This window comes from Butyricimonas faecihominis (genome assembly GCF_033096445.1).
In the GTDB taxonomy this organism is placed as follows: Bacteria; Bacteroidota; Bacteroidia; order Bacteroidales; family Marinifilaceae; genus Butyricimonas; species Butyricimonas faecihominis.
The window spans coordinates 306,266-332,608 of record NZ_AP028155.1; the positions used below are offsets into that span (position 1 = coordinate 306,266).

Annotated in this window: 18 protein-coding genes; 14 read left to right on the forward strand and 4 right to left on the reverse strand. The window is 41.2% G+C overall.

The features are described from left to right. Positions 1-20: 20 nt before the first annotated feature. Both rlmD and R8806_RS01270 read right to left on the reverse strand, forming a co-directional pair. Positions 21-1,424, reverse strand: a complete 1,404-nt coding sequence (rlmD, locus tag R8806_RS01265) for a 23S rRNA (uracil(1939)-C(5))-methyltransferase RlmD (protein ID WP_124317289.1) — start codon at positions 1,422-1,424, stop codon at positions 21-23. Between the two features lie 105 nt (positions 1,425-1,529). After that, positions 1,530-2,216, reverse strand: a complete 687-nt coding sequence (locus tag R8806_RS01270) for an SIR2 family NAD-dependent protein deacylase (RefSeq protein WP_124317290.1) — start codon at positions 2,214-2,216, stop codon at positions 1,530-1,532. A gap of 90 nt (positions 2,217-2,306) precedes the next feature. On the opposite strand from R8806_RS01270, the gene R8806_RS01275 reads away from it, so the two are divergent. Further along, positions 2,307-3,092 carry a C40 family peptidase gene (locus tag R8806_RS01275; RefSeq protein WP_124317291.1) on the forward strand — a complete coding sequence of 262 codons (786 nt, stop codon included), beginning with the start codon at positions 2,307-2,309 and terminating at the stop codon, positions 3,090-3,092. A 77-nt stretch (positions 3,093-3,169) separates the two neighbouring features. Here R8806_RS01275 and R8806_RS01280 read toward each other — a convergent pair whose 3' ends face one another. Beyond that, complete coding sequence (locus R8806_RS01280; RefSeq protein WP_124317292.1) at positions 3,170-3,787, reverse strand: WbqC family protein; 618 nt, start codon at positions 3,785-3,787, stop codon at positions 3,170-3,172. Positions 3,788-4,113: 326 nt separating this feature from the next. Here R8806_RS01280 and R8806_RS01285 point away from each other — a divergent pair, with 326 nt between their 5' ends. The 13 genes from R8806_RS01285 (at position 4,114) to R8806_RS01345 (ending at position 25,582) form a co-directional block, all read left to right on the forward strand. Further along, the gene (locus R8806_RS01285) at positions 4,114-6,096 is read left to right on the forward strand and encodes an alpha-amylase family glycosyl hydrolase (RefSeq protein ID WP_124317702.1); all 1,983 of its coding nucleotides are present in this window, start codon (positions 4,114-4,116) and stop codon (positions 6,094-6,096) included. 86 nt (positions 6,097-6,182) lie between these two features. Continuing rightward, positions 6,183-8,129: an amylo-alpha-1,6-glucosidase gene (locus R8806_RS01290; protein WP_124317701.1), complete on the forward strand. Its 1,947-nt coding sequence runs from the start codon at positions 6,183-6,185 to the stop codon at positions 8,127-8,129. A gap of 45 nt (positions 8,130-8,174) precedes the next feature. Continuing rightward, positions 8,175-9,458, forward strand: coding sequence for a glycosyltransferase family 4 protein (locus R8806_RS01295; RefSeq protein WP_317146634.1), 1,284 nt, complete (start codon positions 8,175-8,177; stop codon positions 9,456-9,458). Between the two features lie 25 nt (positions 9,459-9,483). After that, entirely contained in the window at positions 9,484-10,824 is a 1,341-nt protein-coding gene (locus tag R8806_RS01300) for a glycoside hydrolase family 57 protein (protein ID WP_124317699.1), read from the forward strand. 9 nt (positions 10,825-10,833) lie between these two features. Continuing rightward, a complete protein-coding gene (gene glgP / locus R8806_RS01305) occupies positions 10,834-15,078 on the forward strand; it encodes an alpha-glucan family phosphorylase (RefSeq protein WP_151412175.1) in 4,245 nt (1,414 codons plus the stop codon). 308 nt (positions 15,079-15,386) lie between these two features. Further along, positions 15,387-15,863: a hypothetical protein gene (locus tag R8806_RS01310; protein WP_124318447.1), complete on the forward strand. Its 477-nt coding sequence runs from the start codon at positions 15,387-15,389 to the stop codon at positions 15,861-15,863. 14 nt (positions 15,864-15,877) lie between these two features. Continuing rightward, on the forward strand, positions 15,878-16,261 hold the full coding sequence (locus tag R8806_RS01315; protein ID WP_151412174.1) for a hypothetical protein: 384 nt from the start codon (positions 15,878-15,880) through the stop codon (positions 16,259-16,261). Beyond that, a complete protein-coding gene (locus tag R8806_RS01320; protein WP_151412173.1) occupies positions 16,246-18,351 on the forward strand; it encodes a hypothetical protein in 2,106 nt (701 codons plus the stop codon). Before R8806_RS01315 ends, R8806_RS01320 begins: the two co-directional genes overlap by 16 nt. A 14-nt stretch (positions 18,352-18,365) precedes the next feature. Beyond that, positions 18,366-23,024, forward strand: a complete 4,659-nt coding sequence (locus R8806_RS01325; RefSeq protein WP_151412172.1) for a DUF6443 domain-containing protein — start codon at positions 18,366-18,368, stop codon at positions 23,022-23,024. Between the two features lie 6 nt (positions 23,025-23,030). Then, positions 23,031-23,570, forward strand: coding sequence for a hypothetical protein (locus R8806_RS01330; protein WP_151412171.1), 540 nt, complete (start codon positions 23,031-23,033; stop codon positions 23,568-23,570). Positions 23,571-24,022: 452 nt separating this feature from the next. Next, complete coding sequence (locus tag R8806_RS01335) at positions 24,023-24,715, forward strand: hypothetical protein (RefSeq protein ID WP_151412170.1); 693 nt, start codon at positions 24,023-24,025, stop codon at positions 24,713-24,715. A 98-nt stretch (positions 24,716-24,813) separates the two neighbouring features. Continuing rightward, complete coding sequence (locus R8806_RS01340) at positions 24,814-25,206, forward strand: energy transducer TonB (RefSeq protein ID WP_124317074.1); 393 nt, start codon at positions 24,814-24,816, stop codon at positions 25,204-25,206. Continuing rightward, positions 25,187-25,582: an energy transducer TonB gene (locus R8806_RS01345; protein WP_164719679.1), complete on the forward strand. Its 396-nt coding sequence runs from the start codon at positions 25,187-25,189 to the stop codon at positions 25,580-25,582. The genes R8806_RS01340 and R8806_RS01345 overlap by 20 nt, the downstream gene beginning before the upstream one ends. 41 nt (positions 25,583-25,623) lie before the next feature. Here R8806_RS01345 and R8806_RS01350 read toward each other — a convergent pair whose 3' ends face one another. Then, entirely contained in the window at positions 25,624-25,962 is a 339-nt protein-coding gene (locus tag R8806_RS01350; RefSeq protein ID WP_124317076.1) for a translation initiation factor, read from the reverse strand. Positions 25,963-26,343: the final 381 nt, after the last annotated feature.

The following is a 26,343-nucleotide window of genomic DNA, read 5'->3' on the forward strand; positions in this document are numbered from 1 at the left end:
TTTCTCGGAGTTTTTTATTCTTATCTGCGATGTAACAAAACAATGTTTTCCACGTGATGCGTGTGAGGGAACATATCCACGGCTTGAACGGCCATCACTTCATAGTCTGCATCCATGAGAGCCAAATCCCGTGCTTGGGTGGCAGAGTTGCAGCTAACGTAAACGATACGGTCGGGAGCCGCTTTTAGTATGGTGTCCACGACGTCTTTGTGCATTCCGGCACGAGGTGGGTCCGTGATGATCACGTCGGGATGACCGTGGCGACGGATAAACTCTTCGTTTAGCACGTCTTTCATGTCTCCGGCGTAGAATACCGTGTTGTGGATATTGTTGAGTGCCGAATTGATTTTGGCATCTTCAATGGCTTCCGGGACGTATTCGATACCGATAACTTTTTGGGCATTGCGAGCCACGAAGTTGGCAATGGTCCCGGTTCCGGTGTAAAGGTCGTACACGGTTTCATTTCCGGTTAATCCTGCCAGCTCTCTTGTTTTGGCGTACAGGTTATAGGCCTGTTCGGAGTTGGTTTGGTAGAAGGATTTCGGACCGATCTTGAATTTTAAATCTTCCATCTGTTCGAAGATGTGGTCGTTCCCGTGGAAACAGATCACTTCTTGATCGGTGATCGTGTCGTTCATCTTTTCATTGATGACGTACATTAAAGAGGTGATTTCGGGGAATTGTTGCACGATAGCATTCAGCAAGCCTTCTCGATCCTCCCGATTTTCTTCTCCAAACGTGACGATGACCATAACTTCTCCCGTGGAAGAGGTGCGGATGATAAGGGTACGTAGGAATCCGACCTGTTCCCGTATATCATAAAAACTGAGTTCATGTTTGATAGCATACTCCCGGATAAAGTTACGAACGCCATTTGAAGGTTCGGCTTGCAAATAACATTTCTCAATATCAATAACTTTGTCAAATAAACCGGGGACGTGAAAGCCCACGGCCGGGGTACGATTTATATCTTGATCATTAGCAATTTCTTCCCGAGTCAGAAAGCGCTTGTTGCAGAAGGTATATTCCAATTTATTCCGGTAATAGGTGGTCTTGGGAGAACCGATGATCGGGGCCACGTTTTGTAGTTCTACTTTACCGATTCTTTGCAGGTTGTCGATGATTTCCTGTTGTTTGAATTCTGTCTGCAATTGATAAGGCAGGTTTTGCCATTTGCATCCGCCACATATTCCGAAGTGCGAACAAAAGGGTTCCGTGCGGATATCGGAGTATTTCCGTACGTTAACAATAAAGCCTTCTAGGAAACTTTTACGTTTCCGGGTGACCTGTACGTCAACGATGTCACCGGGTACGGTGTTCGGTACGAATAATACCTTTTCATCCACGTAAGCGATGGATTTTCCTTCCGCGGCTATTTTTTTTATTTCGATATTTTCCAGTAAGGGCTTTTTACCACGAGCCATATTAATTTTAGATTTTAAATTTTAGATCTGATCAATGAAGTGATTTCATGATTTTTGATTAGGTGATTTAGAATCGCAGAATCGTTCAATCGGAAATCACCTAATTTATTTGTTTTTCAGTTTTTCTTTCAGGATTTTGACACCTTCGGAGGCGCCTTTTTCAATGAACTCGATCTTACTGTTTTTGACACTTTCCGGAATTTTCGGGTCGATCAACAGGATGCGACAACCGGCATGTGCATAGTGTAACAGGCTGGCAGCCGGATACACGGCTAGCGAGGTCCCGATGATCACGAGAATATCGGCTTGTTGAACGAGTTCTATGGCCGGTTCGATGTTCGGAACGGATTCTCCGAACCAAACAATGTGAGGGCGCAGGATAGAACCGTCCTCGGCTTTGGTTCCTAGCTTTAATTCCCAACCGTCAAGGTCGTATATTAGGTTCGGGTTCCGGCTACTTCTGACTTTTTTAAGTTCTCCGTGAAGGTGTAATACGTTAGTACTTCCGGCACGTTCGTGTAAGTCGTCAATGTTTTGCGTGATGATCCGGACATCGAAATCTTTTTCGAGTTCGGCAAGCCCGTAATGCCCGGCGTTGGGTTTTGCCTCGTAGAGTTGTTTCCGGCGCTCGTTGTAGAAACGGTTCACTAATTCCGGGTCACGTTGCCATGCTTCCGGGGTACAAACGTCCATTACATTGTATTCTTCCCAAAGGCCGTCGCTGTCTCTGAAGGTACGAATTCCACTTTCGGCACTCATACCGGCTCCTGTTAAAACGACTAACTTGTTCATAATCAGATTGTATTTTAATCATTGAATTCGATTGCAAGTTAGATAAAAAAACTCTATTTTCGTAACTTTCAATTTTCAATTTTGTACGGTATGACTTTTGGTATAGCGGATTTAAGTGTTATCCCCATGCGACGGGAAAAATCGGAACGGAGCGAAATGGTTTCTCAGTTGTTGTTCGGGGAGGTGTACGAAGTACTGGAGGAGGAGGATAAATGGCTTAATATTTGCTTGTTACATGATCATTGTTGTGGATGGATTGATCGTAAAACTTACAAAGAGGTAAGTGAAGAGTTTGCGGAAAAGTACCGGGCTTCCGATCAATTGATCATGAGTGAGGTGTTTAATCTGGTGGTTAAAAAAGGGGATTGGGAGAACAAGATGGTCGTGGCGGGGAGTGTGTTGCCTTTCTACGATGCATATACAAAAAAATTGATGATCGGGGATGAGGAGTATGTCGTGAAGGGTTTTTTACGGGAAGTAGGGATTGAAAGTCTGCGGGAATTATTGATTCAATATGCGTTGATGTTCTATAATGCTCCTTATCGTTGGGGAGGGCGAACTCCCAATGGTGTGGATGGTGCCGGATTGGTGCAAATGGCGTATCGTTTGGCGGGAATTACCATCCCGCGGTATATCGAGCAACAAGCCGGCGAGGGGCAAGTTTTGTCTTTTCTGGAAGAAGCACAACCGGGAGATCTTGCTTTCTTTGGGGATTCTTCCGGTGCTGTTACTCATGTCGGTATCTTGTGGGAACAGGGGCGAATTATCCATGCCTCGGGAAAAGTCCGGGTGGATAAAATCGATCATCACGGTATTTTCAATGAAGATTTGAAACGTTACACGCACACGCTGAAGGTGGTGAGGCAGATTTTTTAATTCGCTGAAGACGAATTAAAAAGTTGCAGGTTACAAGTTCTTCTTCAATCTAAAATCATTAAATCATAAATCATAAATCATAAATATCCTTGGCTTTCCGGGCCCATGTTGAATAATAGGTCGAGGATGCTGAGGTTGGGGGCGAAAGGGAATCTTTCGGCAAAGGTTTGGTGGTAAGGTTTGGCGACGAAAGGGTCTTCTACACGGCGGCGGGAAGGTTTCGGGTGAATAACATCCCGCAAGTCTGTGAGGGTGTCGTATGTCGGGTAATAGTCTTTCGTGAGTTTAATCGGACGTTGGAGTTGCAGGTTATCCATGAGCTCTTTTAGAATTTTGGTATTGAGATCCAACAGGAACTTCTCTTTCCGTTCGAAGAAATGCATGAAGTTGTCGATATAGTAATCGTAGTAAGGGGAATTTTTGTAGGCAGATTCTATTCCTTTGAAATGGAGCTTCTGCCAGTTCGTGGAGTAGTCAACCTGCACGTCTTTGGTTAATATCTTTATGGATGAACCTTTCACGACTGGTACGGATAACGTCATCACGCCATTGGCTGTCATGATGTCACATCGATTTCGATAGCTTTGTTTACCATAGCTTTCGTATTGTTCAATCCATATTTCAGTGCAATCGTGTATTTTTGTAAAGTATTGAACTGGTGGAAAGTATGCCGTGTTAACAAGTATATTGCTCATGATCCATTTATATTAGCCGGGCAAAGATAAGAATTTTTCAATGAATTGAAAATCTGTAATATTTTGTATGATTAACAAATTTATACTCAAAAAGTATGATTTGTGGTGTAAAAGTTGTATATTGTAACAGGATAGAAGGTTGTCGTATTCGACTCAAACTACCGCAGGCCGATTTTATAGAAAGGAGAGGATTTTTAGGCCTGCAATAGAACAAAAGCCGTAATTCTACGTAACTAATTAGTAATAGTATCACAACCGGAACGTAATATAAAAGTAGTTCATTTGGGAGGGTATTATTACATGATAAATAGAAATAAAATTGATATATGATGCTAAAACTCGTAGAAGAAGATAAATTATTAAAGCCATTTGCAGGAATTATTGAAAAAAGACACCAGCAAGTATTGGCGATGGAACGAGAATTTACTTATCGGACGACTCGTTTGTCCGATAAGTGTAATTCTTATTTGTATTATGGGTTGCATCGAACGAATGAGGGGTGGGTGTTTCGAGAATGGGCGCCAAATGCCACGGCAATTTATTTGTTAGGCGAGTTTAACGATTGGAGAAAACATCCTGATTATGTCTTGACCAAGGTCGGAGATGGGAATTGGGAGATTAAACTGCCTCTGGGAGCGTTGGTTCACGAGATGCTTTATCGTTTACTCGTGGAGTGGAACGGGGGGAGCGGGGAGCGGTTGCCTTCTCATGTGCGACGAGTGATTCAAGATGAATACACGAAAATATACAGTGCGCAGGTATGGGACCCATTGAATCCCTACCAGATGCGTCATGAAAGACCCAAACGAACAGATTATCCGTTAATTTACGAGGCTCATATCGGGATGTCAACGGAGCATCGGAGAGTATCGACTTTTACGGAATTCCGTTTATTTGTGCTACCGCGTATTGTTGATCTTGGTTATAACACCATACAGTTGATGGCCGTGCAGGAACATCCTTATTATGGTTCGTTCGGTTATCAAGTGGCGAATTTCTTTGCCGTGAGTTCCCGTTTTGGTACTCCGGATGAGTTGAAAGCCTTGATCGATGCTGCTCATAGTATGGGAATCCGGGTGATTATGGATATTGTCCATTCGCACGCGGTGAATAACGAGGAAGAAGGATTGAGCCGCTTTGATGGTAGTTACGATCAATATTTTTACCCCGGAGATCGGGGGTATCACCCCTTGTGGGGATCTCGTTGCTTTGACTACGGAAAACATGAAGTGTTGAATTTCTTACTCTCGAATTGTAAATATTGGTTAGAAGAATTCCGTTTCGATGGTTATCGTTTTGATGGGATTACCAGTATGTTGTACTGGGATCACGGAATCAATAAGGATTTTACGGAGTATAGCTTGTATTATGACGGAAATCAGGACGAGAGTGCAATTACTTATTTAGCATTGGCTAACCGGGTGATTCATCAAGTCGATCCGGAGGCGATCACGATTGCCGAGGACATGAGCGGGATGCCGGGAGTCGCTAGCCCAATAGAGGATGGCGGTATGGGATTTGACTACCGGATGAATATGGGAACTCCGGATTACTGGATCAAGCTATTGAAAGAGAAACGGGATGAGGAATGGCACGTCGGAGATCTTTTTTACGAGTTGACCAACAAGCGGGAAGAGGAACATACGATTAGTTACGCGGAAAGTCATGATCAGGCATTAGTGGGAGACAAAACCATATTTTTCCGCTTGGTGGATAAGGCCATATATTCCTCGATGGGCGTGTTTGACAAGAATGTAATTATCGACCGGGGTATGTCGCTTCATAAAATGATTCGCTTGGTTACTATTGGAACCGCAGCCGACGGTTACTTGAATTTCATGGGAAATGAATGGGGACACCCGGAATGGATTGATTTCCCGAGAGAGGGTAACGGGTGGAGTTACGATCATGCCCGGCGTTTATGGAGTCTGGTAGATGATGAAAATCTTCGGTTCCGTTTTTTGAATATGTTCGATAAGGCGATGATCCAAATGGTGAATGATACAGGTGTTTTTCACTGGCGGCCGGAACCGTTAGTGCGGGATAACGAGCGGCAGGTGTTGATATTTACCCGGGGGGATTACCTGTTCGTGTTCAATTTTAACCCGGAGAAATCCTTCCCGGATTACGTGTTTGACGCTCCCTCCGGGAAGTATACGATGGTCTTGAACACGGATAACAAGAACTTTGATGGGGTAGGACGAATTGATGAGGAGGTTGAACACTTTACCCGTTACGTTTCTCCGGGAAGGGGACAACTGAGTTTGTACGTGCCCGCGAGGACGGGATTTGTATTAAGGCGTTCATAAAATATATAGGGATTTATGATTTACGATTCGGGTGTTGAGGTAATTGTTGAGTCATAGATCTGAAATTAAAAATCTGAAATTAGATTATGAGTTATTTGAATTTCAACAAAGAAGAATTGGTAAATCTGGAATATTCTTTGAAGAGAGAAGTTTTATCAACCAATAGAGCCGGGGGATATTCTTCGACAACGGTTGTATGTTGTAACACGAGGAAATATCACGGGCTACTTGTATTACCTATCTCGGAGTTCGGGGGAGAGAATCATGTATTACTTTCCTCTTTGGATGAGACGGTTGTTCAACACGGGCAATCTTTTAATTTGGGAATCCATAAATATCCCGGGGTGTATGAACCTAGGGGACATAAATATATCGTGGATCTGGCTTATGATCCATTGTTCACGTTGACTTACCGGGTGGGGGGCGTCGTGCTGAAGAAAGAAATTTTGATGGTACATAACGAAGCTCAATTGATGGTTCGTTATACATTGGAAGATGCTCACTCGGAGACTTTCTTGCGGTTGAAGCCGTTTTTGGCTTACCGGAATGTTCACGCTTTAAGCAAGGCGAACATGATGGCAAACACGAAGTTTGATCACGTGGAGAATGGTATCCGTTCAAAATTGTATGTCGGATTCCCGGCTTTGAATATGCAGTTGAGTAAGGAAAACGAGTTTATACCTGTGCCTGACTGGTATTATAATATAGAGTATCTGGAGGAAAAGAACCGGGGATATGATTATAAAGAAGACTTGTTTGTTCCCGGTTATTTTGAAGTTCCGATCAAAAAAGGAGAAAGTATTATATTTTCGGCTTCCACCGAGGAAGTAAAAACTTCCACCTTGAAACGTAAATTCCAGCAAATGGAAAATAAAAGGGAACGTCGGGATGACTTTGAAAGTTGCTTGACTTATTCGGCTTCCCAGTTTATTGTTCACGAGGGGAAAGATACGGAGGTTGTGGCCGGTTACCCGTGGTTCGGACGCTGGGGACGCGACACGTTTATTGCCCTTCCGGGGTTGACGTTAGCTGCCGGAGCGAATTTGAAGGACTGTAAAGAAGTGCTTGATACCATGGCTCGCCAGTTACACAATGGTTTGTTTCCGAATATCGGTAAAGGAGATAAGGCTGCCTACAATTCGATAGACGCTCCCATGTGGTTCTTCTGGGCGGTGCAGGAGTACGATAAAGCTCAAGGAGAGCCGGGCGTTGTATGGAAAAATTATGGCGGGAAAATGAAATCTATCTTGACCGCTTTCCGGGAAGGCGTGAATCCCGGGTTACGAATGGACCCGAGTGGTTTGATCTGGGCCCGACAACCCGGAAAAGCACTGACATGGATGGATGCTGTTGTGCGGGGAGTTCCCGTGACACCGAGGGCCGGGTATGCCGTGGAGATCAACGCCCTTTGGTATAATGCAGTGTGCTACATGTTGAAATTAGCGGGAGAGGCGAAGGATCAATCCTTTATAAAGGAATGGCAGGATATGCCTGAGTTGATTCGTAAATCGTTCGTGGAAACCTTCTGGAATGAAGAATATGGATATTTAGCCGATTACGTGGACGACGAAGGTCAGAATCTGGATGTAAGACCGAATCAGGTGTTTGCCTGTTCTCTGATGTATTCCCCGCTTACGGACGACATGAAGGAACGGGTTCTGCGAGTCGTGACGAAAGAGTTGTTGACACAGAAGGGCTTGCGGACTTTATCTCCCAAAAATCCGAAATATCACGGGCATTATGAAGGTAACCAAGATGAGCGGGACAACGCTTATCATCAGGGAACCGTATGGCCTTGGCTGATAGGGGCGTATATAGAGGCAAATCTTCAGCTTTACGGGAAACAGTTCTTGCCGGAGGCGAAAGAATTGCTGGAAGGATTTGAAGAAGACATGACCGTTTACGGGTTGTGTTCGGTCGCTGAAGTGTATGATGGTGATCCTCCACATCATCCGAATGGGAGTATATCTCAAGCGTGGAGCGTTGGGGAGATACTTAGAAGTATGGAATTGATAAGGAAATATGAAAATTAATCGAATTAGATCATTTCCGAATTTGCAAATTAATATATTATGAGCATAAAAGTATTGATGTTTGGGTGGGAATTTCCACCACATATTGCAGGGGGCTTGGGAACGGCCAGTTACGGGTTGACGAAGGGCTTGGCGAAACATGGCGTCAAGGTAATGTTTGTCATGCCGAAGGCCGGAGGTGATGAGGATCAAAGCGTCGTGAAAATCATTAATGCGAGTGATGTCGAAATGATGAGCGAGTATTCGAATTTGGATGAATACTGGCAGAATGTAAACTTTATGGAAATCGGTTCGAATCTTGTTCCCTATCTGGACCCGGAAACCTTCGAAAGAACGGTAAAGGAAACCATAAAGACGGGCGAACATTCCGAGCATATCGTTTTCCGTAACAAGTTCCAATTTTCCGGTAAATACGGAACAAACCTGATGGAAGAAGTTGCCCGCTACGCCATGGTGGCAGGGACGATAGCGGCGCAACAGGATTTTGATATTATCCATGCCCACGACTGGCTGACCTATTCGGCTGGGATCGTGGCGAAAAAAGTTTCGGGTAAACCGTTGGTGATCCATGTACATGCCACGGAATTTGACCGGAGCGGGGAGAATGTCAACCAACAGGTGTACGATATAGAGAAACGTGGAATGGAAGCCGCCGATCGGGTAATCACCGTGAGCAATCTGACGCGGAACATCGTGATCAATCGTTACGGTATTAACCCGGATAAGGTGGTAACGGTTCATAATGCCGTGGATTTCCAGACACGGGAAGATATTGAAGTGGAACGGGGAGTGAAAGAAAAAGTGGTCACCTTCTTGGGAAGGATCACTTTCCAGAAAGGACCGGAATATTTTATCGAGGCTGCGAATAAGGTTTTGAAACGTTACCCGAACGTCCGGTTCGTTATGGCCGGAAGTGGGGACTTGTTTAATCGTTCCGTTCGACGTGTGGCCCAATTGAAAATTGCTACGAAATTTCACTTTACCGGATTCTTACGGGGGGATGATGTGCAGAAGATGTTTTTGCATAGTGACGTGTATGTAATGCCTTCTGTCTCCGAGCCATTCGGGATTTCGCCGTTGGAGGCGATGCGTGCGGGTGTTCCCACGATTATCTCTAAACAATCCGGGGTGGCAGAAGTATTAAAACATTCTATTAAAGTAGATTACTGGGATGTCGATGCGTTGGCAGATGCTATATATGGTTTATTGGCCTATCCGGCTCTGGGAAAAATGGCCGGGGAAGAGGGATTGGATGAGGTAAACCAGTTGAAATGGGAGAATGCCGCGTTGAAAGTCGATGAAGTTTACAAGGACGTATTGGGAGTTTAGAGTTTAAAATTTAAAATGTAAAATTATGAAAAAGACATTGTGTTTTTATTTCCAGATACATCAACCCGTAAGATTAAGAAGGTATCGTTTTTTTGATATAGGCAAGCGTCATGATTATTTTGACGAATATGTGAATCGTTCCACGATACGGCGTGTGGCGGAAAAATGCTATTTGCCGATGAATCAGTTGGTCATGGATATGATTCAGCGCTATGGGGCGAACTTTAAAGTGAGTTTTTCCATTTCCGGCTCGGCATTGGAACAGTTTGCCCTTCATGCCCCGGAAGTGATTGAAAGTTTCCAGAAATTGGCCAAGACAGGCTGTGTGGAATTTTTAGCCGAGACGTATGCTCACTCGTTGGCATCCTTGTCTGATACGGATGAATTTGAGAGACAAGTACGACGACATGTGGCTAGGATGGAAGAGTTATTCGGGCAGAAGCCGGTGACCTTGCGGAATAGTTCGTTGATTTATTCCGATCAGATCGGGGAACGGGTGGCTGCCATGGGATTTGAATCCATGTTAACCGATGGGGCAAAGCATGTGTTGGGGTGGAAGAGTCCGAATTTTGTTTACACGAACGTGATGAATCCCCGGTTGAAACTGTTGTTGAAAAATTCCCGGTTAAGCGACGATTTGACCCTGCGTTTTTCAGATCATAGCTGGCATGAATGGCCTCTCACGGCAGATAAATATGCTCGTTGGTTAAAAGATAGTACGCGGGATCGTGAGATCGTGAATTTGTTTATGAACTACGAGACGTTTGGTGAAAACCAATTGGCCGAGACCGGAATTTTCGAGTTTATGCGTTCTTTGCCCGAATTTATATTCTCGACAACTGATTTTGAATTCCTGACCCCGAGCGAGGCGGTGAAAAAACATCAGCCAGTGGCTCCTTTGCACGTGCCTTACCCGATTTCATGGGCGGATGAAGAAAAGGATATTACCGGATGGTTGGGAAATGAATTACAAAATGAGGCTTTTGAAGAGCTGTTTAAAATACAACCAAAAGTGGAAGCATTAAATGATCCGGAGCTGAACGAGGATTACTCTCGCTTGCAGGCTAGTGATCATTTCTATTATATGAGGACGAAACTGTTCTCCGATAACGATTATCATCGTTACGTTTCACCTTATGAAACTCCGTATGAAGCATTCATAAATTATATGAATGTGTTGAGTGATTTTGTCGCACGTGTGGAAGATATGGAAAAAATGCGTAATATTGCGGGCAATAAAATCACCGAAGAAGAGAAAAGTCCGGAAAAAAAGAAACGGACTCCTCGTGTAAAAAGTGCGGAGAGTGCTGCGAAGGCGACGAAGAAGGTGAGTACTAAGGAGAAACAAGTGAAGTCAAAACATTAAAAATTAAATATGAGTAATTTGGAATTGAAAGATCCCGCCTATTTGTTCGAGGTAAGTTGGGAAGTATGTAATAAGGTTGGGGGAATTCACACGGTAATTTCAACAAAGGTGTTGAGTTTGGCCGGGGAATTCAAAAACAACCATATATTGATTGGCCCGGACGTGTGGCGGTATAATGAACCGAACCCGGAATTCACAGAGGATGCCCATTTGTTTAAATCGTGGCGGGTGAAAGCGGCACAGGAGGGGTTGCGGATTAAAGTGGGACGATGGAACGTGGCGGGTAACCCCGTGGCTATTCTGGTGGATTTTACCTCTTTTATTCCCCAGAAGGATCAAATTTTGACGTCTTTTTGGGAGAAGTTTCAGGTGGACTCGTTAACCGGACAATGGGATTACATTGAACCCGTGTTATTTGGTTACACGGCAGGAAAAGTGATCGAAAGTTTTGTCCGTTACCATATATCGCCTCGTCAGCGTATTATTGCCCAGTTCCACGAGTGGATGACGGGAAGCGGTATGTTGTACTTGAAAAATGCCCTTCCACAAGTGGGATGTGTGTTCACCACTCATGCCACCGTGTTAGGACGTAGTATTGCCGGGAACGGCTTGCCTCTTTATGATCCGATGAAGGATTACAATCCGGTGGAAACGGCCCATCGTTTCGGCGTGGATTCCAAACAATCCCTGGAAAGTAAGGCGGCAGAATGGGCGGATTGTTTCACGACGGTCAGTGACATTACTGCGAAAGAATGTGAGCATTTCTTGGGTAAGCAAGTGGATCTTGTTACCCCGAATGGTTTCGAGAATAGTTTCACCCCCAGCGAGGAGGATTATCCCGCCAAGCGTCAGCAAGGACGGGAAAAGTTGTTGAAAGTGGCGCAGGCTTTGTTGGGAAGGGCGGTCGCTGAAGATGCTTTAATCGTGGGTATCAGTGGACGTTACGAGTTTAAAAATAAGGGGCTGGACGTGTTTATCGAAGCACTGGGACGCTTGAACCGGGATGCAGATAATAAACGGGATATTTTGGCGTTTATTCTGGTTCCGGCAGGACACAAGGGTGCAAATCGGGAATTACTGAATAATTTGGAACGTCCCTATCAGGCCGTAGAAATTACACATCCTTACGTGACGCATGAATTGTCGGACCCGCAAAATGATCCGGTCTTGCGTAAGATCGAGGAGCAAAGGTTATCGAACGGGCCGGAGGATCGGGTGAAGGTCTTTTTCTCCCCGAGTTATTTGAATGGTAATGACGGCGTGTTCAATATGCCTTATTATGATTTGCTCGTGGGAATGGATTTAACCGTTTTCCCCTCTTACTACGAACCTTGGGGATATACGCCTTTGGAAAGTTTGGCGTTTAAAGTACCGACGATCACGACCTCCTTAGCGGGATTCGGTTTATGGGTAGAATCCTATTACAAGAAAGCGCATCCGGGAATTGAAGTGATAGAGCGGAATGACCGGAATAACGAGGAGGTGGTCGAGAAGATTACCGATAAAATAAAAGCGATTGCCGGGCTGAACGAAAAAGAGTATCAAGCTGTAGCTAAGAATGCCAAGGACGTTTCGAAGATTGCTCTTTGGGAAAACTTGATCTCATACTACAAGAAGGCTTATCAGATTGCGATAGATAAAATAAATGAACGGATTGATGAAATCCCGGTGGTGGAAGACGAACAGTGGTCGTTTATCGAGAAGAAAGCGGCAACAAATGTTCCGAACTGGATCAGCGTGATCATTCATCGGTCGATTCCTGCCAAATTAAGTGCCTTGGAAGAATTGGCAAATAATTTATGGTGGTGTTGGAACGAGGAGGCGGTTGATCTGTTCAAGAGTATCGATCCTTTACAATGGATGTTGACGCGCCATAACCCGATAGCCCTCTTGGATAAGATTTCTTTAAACCGATACAAGGAGTTGGAGAATGACGAGGAATTTGTGGTCCGTCTGGCAGCCGTGTACGCTAAATTCTCCGAGTACATGGATGAGAAAAAACAAATGAATGATCCTTCCATTGCTTATTTCAGTATGGAGTATGGGTTACACGCTTCCCTGAAAATTTATTCGGGCGGTCTTGGAGTTTTGGCCGGGGATTACTTGAAAGAGGCGAGCGATAAGAAAACGAAGATCACGGGTATCGGTCTGTTGTATCGTTACGGTTATTTCACGCAGAAATTCTCTGCCGCTGGAAATCAAGAGGCTGAATATGAAGCGCAGGATTTCACGAAAATTCCGGTGTCTCCGGCTCGGGATGCAGAAGGAAATTGGTTGACGATTAGTCTTGCATTCCCCGGACGAGAGGTGTATGCCCGAATCTGGAAGGTGAACGTTGGACGGGTTGAGTTGTACTTGTTGGATACGGATTTCGAGGATAATCAGGAAGGCGATCGGAGTATCACGCATTACCTGTATGGTGGGGATTGGGAAAATCGTTTGAAACAGGAAATTTTGCTGGGTATCGGGGGAATCCGGGCTTTGCGGAAATTGAATATTCAGGCGGATGTGTACCATTGTAATGAAGGACATGCCGCGTTTACTGGGTTGGAAAGATTGCGGGAATACGTGTCAGAAGGTCAACTCTCATTTGCCGAGGCGATGGAAGTCGTTCGGGCGTCTTCGCTTTTCACCACGCATACGCCGGTTCCGGCAGGGCATGATTCATTTACCGAAAACCTGTTGAAAAATTACTTCTGGTTTGTGGCTGAACGCTTGAAAATCACGTGGGAACAGTTGCTTGGGTTGGGACGTGTAAATGCAAATGACCCGAATGAGAAGTTCTCCATGAGTTTCCTAGCCGCGAACTTATCACAAGAGGTGAACGGGGTTAGCTGGTTACACGGGAAAGTCAGTCGGGATATATTCAAGGATTTATGGCCGGGATATATGCCGGAAGAGTTACACATCAGTTATGTAACTAATGGCGTGCATTACCCGACTTGGACGGCTCCGGAATGGAAAAAAATACAGATGAGCGTGTTTGGAGAGAAATTCAAAACGCATCATTACGATAAAACTTGTTTTGAAGGTATCTACCAAGTACCGGATCAAGTGATCAAAGAGGTACGTATGGTTTTACGCAGTCGGTTGATCCGTCATATAAAGCATCGTTTGGCTGACGAGAAGAGTACGGCTTATTTCACGCCGCGGCAAATCGTGGAAATTCAAGACACCTTGCGGGATGATATTCTGACCATCGGTTTTGCCCGTCGTTTTGCGACTTACAAGCGGGCTCATTTGCTATTCAGTAATCTGGATCGTTTGAACGAGATCGTGAATAACCCGGACCGTCCGGTTCAGTTTATTTTTGCGGGGAAAGCTCACCCGGCGGATCAGGCCGGTCAGGATTTGATCAAGCGGATCGTGGAGATCTCCAAATATCCGCAGTTCTTGGGTAAGATATTGTTCCTGCCGAATTATGACATGGACTTGGCTCGTCACATGGTGCAAGGAGTGGACGTGTGGATGAATACCCCGACCCGTCCGCAGGAGGCTTCCGGTACGAGTGGGGAGAAGGCTGCCATGAATGGAGTCATGCACTTCAGCGTGCTGGACGGTTGGTGGGTTGAAGGCTATCAGAAGGATGCCGGTTGGGCTTTGCCGATGGAAAGAACGTACGAGAATCAAGAATTCCAAAACGAGTTGGATGCCGAGTTGATTTATAATATCATTGAATCGGAAATCGCTCCGGCGTTCTATGAGCGGGGAGAGAACGGTATCTCCAGCAAGTGGTCTGGATACATCAAAAACACGATCGCGAAAGTGGCTTCAAACTTTACGTGTAATCGGATGTTGACGGATTACGAGGATAAGTTTTATATACCGATGTCTCGCCGTTTCCACCGTTTGAGTGATAATAATTATGCTTTAGCCACGCAGATTGCAGAGTGGAAGAGGAAGGTTAGTCGGGAATGGGAATCCGTGCAGGTGGATGCATTGATTCTTCCCGATAAATCGAAACAGATTATCTCTTTGGGTAAATCTTACCAGGGGAAAGTGGTACTTGATTTGGGTGAGTTGTCTATTGATGACATCGGGGTAGAATTGGTCGCCATGATGAAAAAGGACGAAAAGATTGAGGTTTGTTTCACTCAGGAATTTGTACCCGTCTCTTTCGAGAACGGGAAGGCGATGTATTCCATCGAAGTGACTCCCGATGATCCCGGAATTTTCATGCTAGGATTACGAATTTTCCCGAAAAACATATTACTTCCTCACAGACAGGATTTTGCTTTGGTGAAATGGGTGTAGGATAGTATCGGGTATATACTAATAAAAATGCGGCTCCAAGTTCAATACAGGACTTTGGAGCCGCATCCTTTTCTACAATTTTCAAAATTTGTTTGTAGATGAAATATTTTTTATATCATGGTGAAATAATTGTAATATAGTTATTGTTTTAAGATATTTTTAATGTATATTTACAGATAGTCTTTGTGAAAAGAAAGGAGGTAAATGATTCATAAAGATTTTTGTATCGGCGTAAGTGTATCGAGTATTTAATATTATCTTTTCGTGAGTTCATCTAAATCTTTATAGACAATTTAATTTCTTTGATCATGAATGTAATAAAAAGGAAAAAATATTTTGTCGGAGTGTTTGTTTTAGGTTTTCTATTATTAGCCTCCCGATTATGGGGACAAGATATGAATATTACTTCTTCTTCTCCAGAGATGGCTCTACTAATGAGAAGTGTGAATAATCCTGTCAACCTGAATACAGGTATTGTTAATGTACAAGTACCTTTGTTTTCTATTCAAGAAGGAGGTTTAACCTTACCAATAGGTATAAATTATCAGACAACGGGTATTAAACTTCATGACATAGCTACTTGGGTTGGATTGGGATGGAATTTGTCTGCGGGTGGGAGAATTAGTCGCATCGTGAAAAAGAGACCGGATGAAACTGGTTTTTGTAAAAGTTCTTCTCCCGATGGAGCAGTTGCATCAAAATTATCATCTTGGACAAATAGTACTTATGATTCGAGAGAGAGTGGTGATTTCGATTCGGAACCAGATATATTTTTTTATGAATAGCTGGCGTTTCTGGAATGTTTGTGGTAGATCCGGAAGGAGAAACTCATACAATTCCTCGTACTAATAATAAAATTGAGTGGATTGATAGAAGTTATTTCCGAATAACAGACGAAAAAGGTGTTGAATATACATTTGGAAAGAATTGTAAGGAAGAAACGACGATGACAATCATTTATGATGGAGATCGGGAAGTGAGGCCTGCCTATATTTCAACTTGGTATTTGGAAACTATTGTGGGCGCCATGTATGAAACAATTTCTTTTACATATGAATTGGGAGATGTTTATAAATTTTCAAATTATGATGAAGAATTTTTGGTTGAAGTGTCTGGTGCAAATCTTAATAAACCGGTAATTACGGCGGAAGTCGTAAAAAAAGAGAAGTGGAAACTAGCATAAAACCACAATATTTGAAGGGTATCTCATGGAAGGGTGGACGTTTAGAGTTTGTTTCATCCAAAGGACGTGCGGATTTTTCTAATATGAGAAAATTGGATGGTATTAAATATTTTGCAATAGAAAATCAGTTTGTTAAATCAATTAATTTTTCCTATTATAATCTAGCAGAAAGTGCAGATAAAAGATTAATGCTTTCAGAGATTTTGGATAGTACGGCCGTGGGACAACGTTTGGTTTCTAAATTTGAATATTTGCCTTATTTGATTGGAAAAAGGAATAGTAGAGATTATGATCATTGGGGGTATTATAATGGAGCGGGGAACACTACTAACCGTCCGACAATAAGGATTGGGAATGCTGCTATTGTTGGAGCAAATAGAACGTCTATTTTAGAATATACAGCTGCTAATTGTTTAAAGAGAGTGTATAATAATTGGGGAGGGTATACAGAATACGAGTATGAATTAAATGATGCGGTTATGGATAATATACAGACCCCGATAGGAGGAATAAGAGTAAAATATATAAAGCAACAAGCGACTTCAAATGATTCTTTAATTACAAGGTATTACTATAAAAAGTGTGATTCTCGGGGAAATATGTTGACTGTGTCTAGTGGAACTATTTTTTCTGGAAGTAATTATTGCCTTTGGGCAGAAGGGGGTGGTGATAAATATAACTTTTTATTAAGTTCCCAATTACTTTGTGATGTCTTTGACATAAACGGTAGCCCGGTAAGCTATGCGACTGTTATTGTAAAAAAAACGAATGAATCCAAAAGTATATATGAGTACACGTCTAACGAATCCCATTCGGATCTACCCTCGAAGGTGTATTATATTCCACCTAATTCATCTGTGGTTCAAAATAATAATTTAGCGGTATTTGTGAATACTTCCCGTTTTTGGCATCGTGGATTAATCAACGAGGAAAAATTGTATGATAAGAGTAACAATCTGATCCATGAAAAGACCTATAGCTATTCATTTGGTAGTACAGCAAAGGAAGTTGTGAAAGGGTATCAAACATATACCTCGGTATTTGCTGGTAAAAAGACAAGGCATTTATGTGAGTACGAGTGGACTTCTGAACCAGTTTTATTGAAAACAGAGTATTCAACAGGACAAGATGTAATAAACACGAATACTCAATATACGTATGATAAAGATAATCTTGTTCCGATTGAAATTACTGAAACACAATATGCTCCGTATACAAAATTTAAAACAACAATTACCTATCCGTTTAATTATCCGACAACGACAACAGAAGGTGATGGTTTTAACCAAGGAATAGCTTGGATGAATAGAAGGCATATGATTAATTATCCCATAGAAACGATTCGCTTTAAGAATGATATTGTTGTTGGAGGAAACTTAAATGAATATACCGGAGCTTTAGCTATCGTAGCTCTTAATAACATGAAACAATTAAAAATAAATGAACCTAAAACAACCTATTCTCCCTATGCTTGCGTGAACGGTAAAATGGTGTGTGATCCCGATTATGAAATTATTTCAATTAATGATGCATATAGTCTTCCTGCATATGCGCCAACTCAGACTCGTGCAGGAGTACACGGAAAACCAATATCTGTTATCTATGGATATAATAATACAGTGATTATCGCAACAGCAACAAATGCAACTGTAAACCAAATTTACCATACTAGCTTTGAAGATGTAAATGGTGCTATTATTTGTGATAAAGCAAAAACAGGTGAAAAAGTGTATCGAGGGATTTTTAATATACCTCTGAATCATTTGGATGCAGGGCAATATTTACTGACTTATTGGAAAAGTGAGAATAATGGAGTAACATGGGAGCGGGAAATGACTCAAATAACAGTAAGTTCCACCTCCAAATCCTATTTGATAGGTAGTACGTCAAGCTATGTTGATGAGGTTCGTGTTCATCCTGCAAGAGCATTAATGACAACAGCAACCTATAAACTAGGTTATGGAAAAACATCCGAAACAGATGAGAATGGTTATACTGTTTATTACGAGTACGATGGATTTGGGAGGATAATAAAAGTGTTAGATGATGAGCGTCACGTTATGAAGGGATATCAATATTCAATTGATTAATAATAATTTGAATCATGAAAAATGTAATATTGTTTTTAGTTTTGGTGTTATCTCCAAATTATATTTTCGCTCAATTAAGTATACCTAATATCGATTTTAAAGTGGAGACAAACCCAAGAAGAACATTATTTGGAGAAGTGAATAGTGTTACTTTTAGATATGAATTGAAAAATGCTATGACAGGTAGTATGTTGATTGATTTGATAAACGAGAAATTATCGCAACCTGCTTATAATTGGTTGGAATTTGATTTTTTAAATGATTACGAAATAACATTTAGGGTTAAAGAAAATAATACGGGAGTGACTAGAAGATTTATTTTTCTTTCAACGTTCAACCAATCTGTTGTAGTTATAACTCAAATGGCTCAAGCTAGCGGGGTGAATGTTTTTAATGTGAGTGGAGGTGGGAATACAATTCCACGTATGGTGCAGAATATTTATTTAGATGGATCGGATGTAAATCTAGTGTATAAATTATATGCAGGAGATACTAAAATTGCAACTAAAGTCGGTACAGGAGGGAAGTTAGTTTTTACGGGAGAATTTGTAGGAAATTACTTCATTCGTGTGGAAAGAGATGGATTAGAAAAAAGAATGAATGGAGGTGCAAGTTTTAACTATTTCCCGATAATAAATAATAATATATCATTGTTGGACAAGACCCTTGCTATTTCTTCTGATGGAGATGTAATAAGTACACCGTTTGTTTTTCTTTTTGATGAAGAATCTGGTTGGAATGACTTGAGAGAAATTGTTAAAGCGTGTAATGATGGGCGAGTAAACGGATGGAATAAAGAACATGTATTGTATTTATCAACAGATATAAACAAGAAAAAAGGATGTATACATGTTATAGGTTCTCCTAATATATCTCAATTGAATCGAGAAAGTCGAGTGTATTTGGGTCCGCATGATGAGTTCTTAGTAACTCAGCAACCCGGAGGTAGTGTTAAAATTTTTAATGTATATGGAAATGGGAATTTGATTTTAGGTCAGAAAACTTCAATTTTGTTAGCTGGCTCTCAACATATGAATTATGGATTATATCGAAATAGTTTTAAAGTAAATGAATTGATGGGAACAGGGAAAACTTTAAAATTTTCAAGCTTGACAGAACCAGGAGAATACACGATTAAAGCAGAATGCGAGGGGAAAGTGATCCCGATGAATGGCACCATTCATGTGCGGGATATAAATGTGCATCCACCTTGTGTGACAGAGGAGGTTAGTACTGGAAGTGAACATATAATTCGTAGAACTACTTATTATGATGGGCAAGGGCGTTCGGTGCAGCAGGTTGGTGTTGGGGCATCTCCCGGAGGAAAAGATATTGTAACCCCAGTCGTTCGGGATGGTGCCGGGCGTGAAACGACGACTTATCTTCCTTACGTGATGGATGGTAACGGTGTCTTTCGTGTGAATGCCGAGACTGAACAAGAAACCTTTTATTCGAATCTTTACGGTGCGAATCCCGTGGCATATACAAGTTCAAGATTCGATGATAGTCCTTATGATCGAGTGATCGAGCAAGGAGGGTTGGGATTTTCTTGGCGTTTGGGTGGCGGACACACGACACTTTTTTCTTACCGTAAAAATGTGGCAAATGATAGCGTGAAATGTTATGTATTAGTAGGAACTTCCGTGCGACTTGATTCTACATTTTGGCCTATCAACAGTCTTTCGGTGCAAGTGGTCACTAATCCGGAAGGTGATATGGCAGTAGAATATCGGGATATAGAGGGAAATATTGTAGCTAGGGAGACGAGGTTGACAACAGGAAAACGAATGTTCTCTTACGAGGTTCGGGATATGCTTGGGCGTCTTCGCTATGTGATTCCACCTATTCAGGATTCTCTTTTTACAAGTGGAACGAAATCTCTAACAGAATTATTGTGTTATTGTTATTATACGGAATATGATGACCGAGGACGGGCATATAAACAATACAAACCGGGGGCAGGTTTTGTAATAAATCTATATGACAATCGGGGACGCCTCGTGTTAACTCAGGATGCAGAACAACGGAAGAGGGGCAAGTGGAGTTTTACAAAATATGACGAATTAAATCGGCCTGTCATATCTGGTTTCTGCACGGGGACGGAAACGGAACATCGTGCAGCATTGGCATCCCAGACGATTTTCGGTGAAACGAGGGGAACTGCTTTACATGGTTACACGAACGGGACTTATCCCACGGCAGTCACGGCTAATGACTGTTATCTTATCACGTATTATGATAATTACGATTGGAGCGGGCAATCCGCAGTGGCTTATTCTTCAGTCGATACCGTTGGAGAGGCTAAAAATGATAACGTGATAGGGCAAATTACTGGAACAAAGACGAAAGTGCTTGGAATTGTGTCGCATCAGTGGTTATTATCAGCCACGTATTTTGATAAGAAGTATCGTTCCGTTCAGAGTGTGTCTCAGCTTTATCCTTCCGGTTTGGAAATTGTTTCGAATGCCTATGATTTTACAGGCCAAGTTACTCGGGCGAAAGTGAAACAAACTGTGGGGGCTTTGGTAACGGAATATAACAAGTATTTCACGTATGATCAACAAGGACGGCTTGTGAAGATCGATCAGCAGATAACTGGAGATAATGTTAACGGACGAGTGACAATTATTGAGAATGTGTACGATGAACTGGGGCGTTTGTCTGCCAAGAAACTGCATAACGGGAGGGAAATACAATCTTACCAGTATAATGTGGGGGGAAATGTTACGAGCGTGTCATCATCCGCTTTTAGTTATACGTTAGGTTATGATCAGGTCGGCGTGACAGGGGCTACCGCACGTTATGATGGTAATATCAATGCCATGACGTGGAAAAATGGAGGTGGTATGGAAAAGGCTTATATTTATTCTTATGATCCGTTAGGGCAGCTAAGAGAGGCTATTTATAAAGAAAAGAGCGGGACAAATTGGACTGCAAATTCCACGGGAAAATATAATATGTATGGTCTTGCTTATGATTTGAATGGAAATATCAAGAGTTTATATCGAAATGGAGCAACGGGAACAACTCTTCATGCTCTGGATTACACGTACGGTACAACGGGTAACGGTAATGCCGTCAGTAAAATCACGTTGAACGGGGGTGCACTTGGAACTTATGCGTATAACGAGAATGGTAATATGATAACAGACGGACGGCGAGGTCACTCAATTACTTATAACGAATTGAATTTACCTGCTGAAATCAGTCATGGACAAAATAAAATATCGTATATTTACAGTGCGGATGGCGAGAAGTTAGCCCAGCAAGTTGCGGGGAGTTCTTCGACGTATTATCGGGGAGTGATGATATATAACGGGGATATGCTTGATTGTATTTTTCACCCTTCCGGGGTAACTAGAAAAGTGAACAATGGCTATGTTTACGATTATTTTTTAGCCGATCATCTTGGTAGTACTCGGGTTGTGTTAGAGGCAAGTGCTAGTGCGCTTACACCTATACAGACAACCGAATATTATCCTTTTGGTTTGGCGTTCACGTATAATAATCTTAACAAAAACAAGCAATTGTTTAGTGGTAAAGAGTTGCAGGATGCGGAATTAGCCAAGGAGATAGTGGGTTGGTATGATTTCGGTTCAAGATTCTATGATCCTGTTGTAGCAAGATGGTTTTGTCAAGACCCTGCATCACAATTAACTTCTCCCTACGTGTATTGCGGCAATAATCCGGTGGCGTTTGTTGATCCGGATGGAGAATCGTTTCTTGCAGCTTTTTTTATTGGGGCTATGGCTAATGTCGTTTTAAAAGGATTTATGGGAAATGATAGTGGAAATTTTTGGAAAGACTATCTTATAGGAGGAATTGCTGGTGTTGCAGGATTGGGAGCAGGAATGGGAGTGGGTAATTTAATCTCGTCGAGTTCTTCGATTGGAGGGGGATTTGTTGGAGGTTCTATTTCTGGAGCAACTGGAGGCTTTGCTGGTGGTTTTGTCGGAGGGGTTGGAAATTCATGGCTTTACGGGGGAAACTTTGGGCAAGGTCTAAAAAATGGAATGATGGATGGTAGTATTGGAATAGTTACAGGAGGATTGGCCGGGGGAATAGGACGAGGTTTTTCCGATTATCGTAGAGGGTATAGTTTTTGGAATGGGGTCGGAGAGACTACAGAGTTTTCTTTGGGACAAAGTGCTTTGAAAGGTAATGAAGCATTGATTGCAAAAGAATATGCCCGAGGTCGTCAAGCGATATGGGATACAGATTATTTACAAAATAGAATAAAAGACGAGTTTAATATTGGAGAAGGTGATTGGGGAATAAAAGAAATTACAACAAAATCTGGACGAGGTTACGGGATGGATCGTTATGGAAATATGTACAATTTGAAAACTAGATCAAAAGTAGGTGGATATGCACGTGGGACTTCAAACGGCTCATTTATACATATATCACCGATGACAACAAATTCAAATACAGTTGATTTTAGAGCTATTAGTGGACATGAACTTAATCATGCCTATCATTTTTATCGATTTGGAGCATTAGCAAATAAGATTTATTCTGAACGAGTTGCATATGAATATAGCTTTAATGTTTACTTGAAAAGTGGGAATTTAAGCTCTGCCTATAGAATAATGAATACGGCATTACGTAATAATTTCTGGGGCTATTATCCCAATCGCTATAAGATTCCCGCATATTTTACCTTTTACTGATATAATATGAAAAAGACAAGTACAATATTGATTATAAGCTTACTAGTACTATTGTTTTATTATTTGCATGATGAAACATTAGTAAACGAGAAGGAAAGGCAAGGTCGTGCCGTCGTGTGTGATGCTTTAAAAAATGCCGTAAAGCCACGACGGGTTGATTTCAAATTAGAAAAGCCAGGCACGTTTGAACCACCAATATTAATAGATACTTTTTTTTATTTGATAGACTATGTGCCGGGGGACTCCTTGCGACAGATCGTGTGTCAAGAAAAGATCATTAGAGATAGTTTGTTAGAAAAATTTGTTTTTGACTATTTCAAAGAAAAGCTTTTTAAATTAGGAAAGCCTGGTTGGATTGAAATCAAACGAGACAGTATTAGTGAATACGTGTATTGTTATTCAGGATACTCGAAACAATACATGTTTTTATTGCAATCCTTTCGTTTTGAAAATAAGAAATGGGTAGGAGTGGATTATATGCCAGGGGTTTGGGGGGAGGTATCTCCCCCTAGTGATGAAGATGATCTTGTTCCTATGGAAATGTGATCATAAGTGTACTAAATATTGAAATTGTTAATTATGAGAATTAAAAGAATTACGAAAGTATGGAGCATAGCACTTTAGGGTATAATTTAATTAGGGTATGAAAGTTAATATATTGATAATAATTTTTGTATTAGCTCTCCTTTTTAATGTTAATGCTCAATCCTATTTGTTGGTTGAGGAACAAGAATGTGTTAAGCTAGTGGAATATAGTCCCAGTAATATAACCAGTAATATAAAATATGGAGATGTTCGTGTTGATAACCAAATCGTGTTAATATAAGCAGATAGAATAGATTTCAATTTATTACATAGATGATGGGAAAAAGGAAGTATTTTGGGGATGGAAAAAAGCATATTGGCTTTATAAATAAAATGAATGGGATGGTTTAAACTAGTTAAAAAGATAAAAATATTTGTATTGACAAATGATAATTTTGACTAATTAGAATATAATGGATAACAAAATAGTCTTGCTAATAAGTTTATTATATATCGCTTGTGGAAATCAGAGAGATTTTAGGCAACATGATGATTTTGTGAAATATGTGAACGAAAAGGAAATGATAGATGCTGAGATTACTGTTGATGAAAAGAGAATTTCTAGGAATAAATTTTGTGTGGAATCTCTTGAAAATCTACAAGAGGTTGATGGTAGTACATTTGAATTTTTAGTTCAATTACCTATTCTTGATTCAATAGATTTATTTCCAAGAGATACTTTTGGTATTCGATATATGGATTCTGTATGTTTTGCATCTAAATTGGAGAATGACTTAGATATTTATTATTGTGGAACTTTCTCCATTTGTAAACACGTTGATAATTATTTGTTTATGTTGATAAATGATAATTACATGCCAGAATCAGGTGATTCAAATCAGTTTAAAAATCGATATTTGATTTTAGTTAATTGTCATGATGGAAAAATGATTTCGTCGGTTGTGGTTGCATGTTGTTTTCAGGATGAATTTTCAAGAGAAATCCTGTATACTCGAAAACGGGGTAATCGATTTATTATTCAAAAGAAAGAAGAACCTTTTGATGTCTTGTTCCAAGAAAATAGAAAAAATACGTCTTTTGTTCCTCTTCAAATGACTCGCATGGAATTTGAGATAAATTCAAAAGGTAAAATTATATTGAGATAACAATGTTTTTAATATCCTTCAAAGTTTTATATAGTTTTGAAGGGTATTTGAAAATTCATGATTTATATATCTGATTTCATGTATATAATTTCAAGAAGATGATAATAAGATGTTTTGTATTTATATTCTTGACTTTCTTGGTGAATAAACAAGGATTTGTACTTCAAGGGGGAGTTAATGCTGGGGTGGACGATAGTACTTCCGTTCATAAAGTAGGAACTTACCCCGTTTTTGACGGGGATATTAATGATTTTGTAAAAACACACTTGAATTATCCTTTACAGGCACGAATGGATTCTATTGAAGAGATCGTGTATGTTAGATTTGATGTAGATACTTTAGGAAAAACGCACGGACATCATGTTATATGGGGAAAACATCCCGATCTCATTCGTGAAGCTTTACGGGTAAGTCAGCTTGTAAGCTTCAAAAAAACAGCTACACAAAATGGGCATCCCGTCAAAATGTCGTATGTACGTACTACCTGTTGATTTTCGTTTGTTAAAAGATGGATCGGATGATTTGGTACTTTGTTTACAGAATATGCCTGTGCATTTCCGAGGTTCATTACGAGAAGTGATCACCTCGAATTTGAGTTATCCACGTTCGGCAGTTCTTGATTCTCTTGAAGGGACTGTTTACATTGCATTTATTGTAGATACCAATGGAATAACGAAAAATCATTGGGTTTTACGAGGGGTACGATTTGATTTAGATCAAGAGACTTTAAGAGTTATTCGCTTGATTAAATTTGATAAACCGGCAATGCAAGCTCCCGGAAGACCTGTTAGTGTGTTATACTTTTGTCCCGTGAAATTTAGTCTTGCAAAAGTAAAGACTTCTTCTCGTGATAATATAAAACGCTGATAGAATAATTATAGATCAGACTAGATTGTCTGATCTATAATCTATTTTGCCCGGTACTTATTGTCCCGGAGAATAGTCAACACTTTTTCTTTTACTTCCCCTTGGATGATAATTTCTCCATCTTTCACGGAGCCGCCCACGCCACATTTGTTTTTCAGTAGCTTGGCCAGTTCTTTCAGATTCTCTTCCGTACCCACGAAACCTTGTACGAGGGTGACGATTTTGCCTTTGCGCTGTTTGGAATCGAGAGTTACCCGCAGGTTTTGCTTTTCCGGGGCCAGTGTTTCCTGTTCCTCTTCCTGGTTGTATTCGTATTGGTAATTCGGGTTCGTGGAATAGACCACGTTAATCCGCTCTTTTTTATTGTTTTTATTGCCCATGATGTCTGTATAATTTGTTTTCGGGAACAAAAATAGCAATATTACTCAGATTGTCACGAAATGGCGTGAGTTTTCCGATATGACAGATTGTAGGAAATTACTTTACTTTGTGTGTTCAGTTTGGGGCGAGTTAAGCGGGAGATAAGGAACGATAAGCGAATGATAGACGTTCCCCCTTCGTTTTATAGTCGTTTAGTGACTAACTTTACTATCTAGGAGATATGCCGATGTGATTTGGGGCGTGTCTGACTTCATGCTTACTTCTAACTTCTCTTGCCATTAATCGAAATAAAAATTGTTTTTTCCAAGGGGTTCGTTATCTTTGCGGCTTGAAATCGAAAACGATAGCGGGGTTGAAATAAGTAGAATAGATTAACCTAG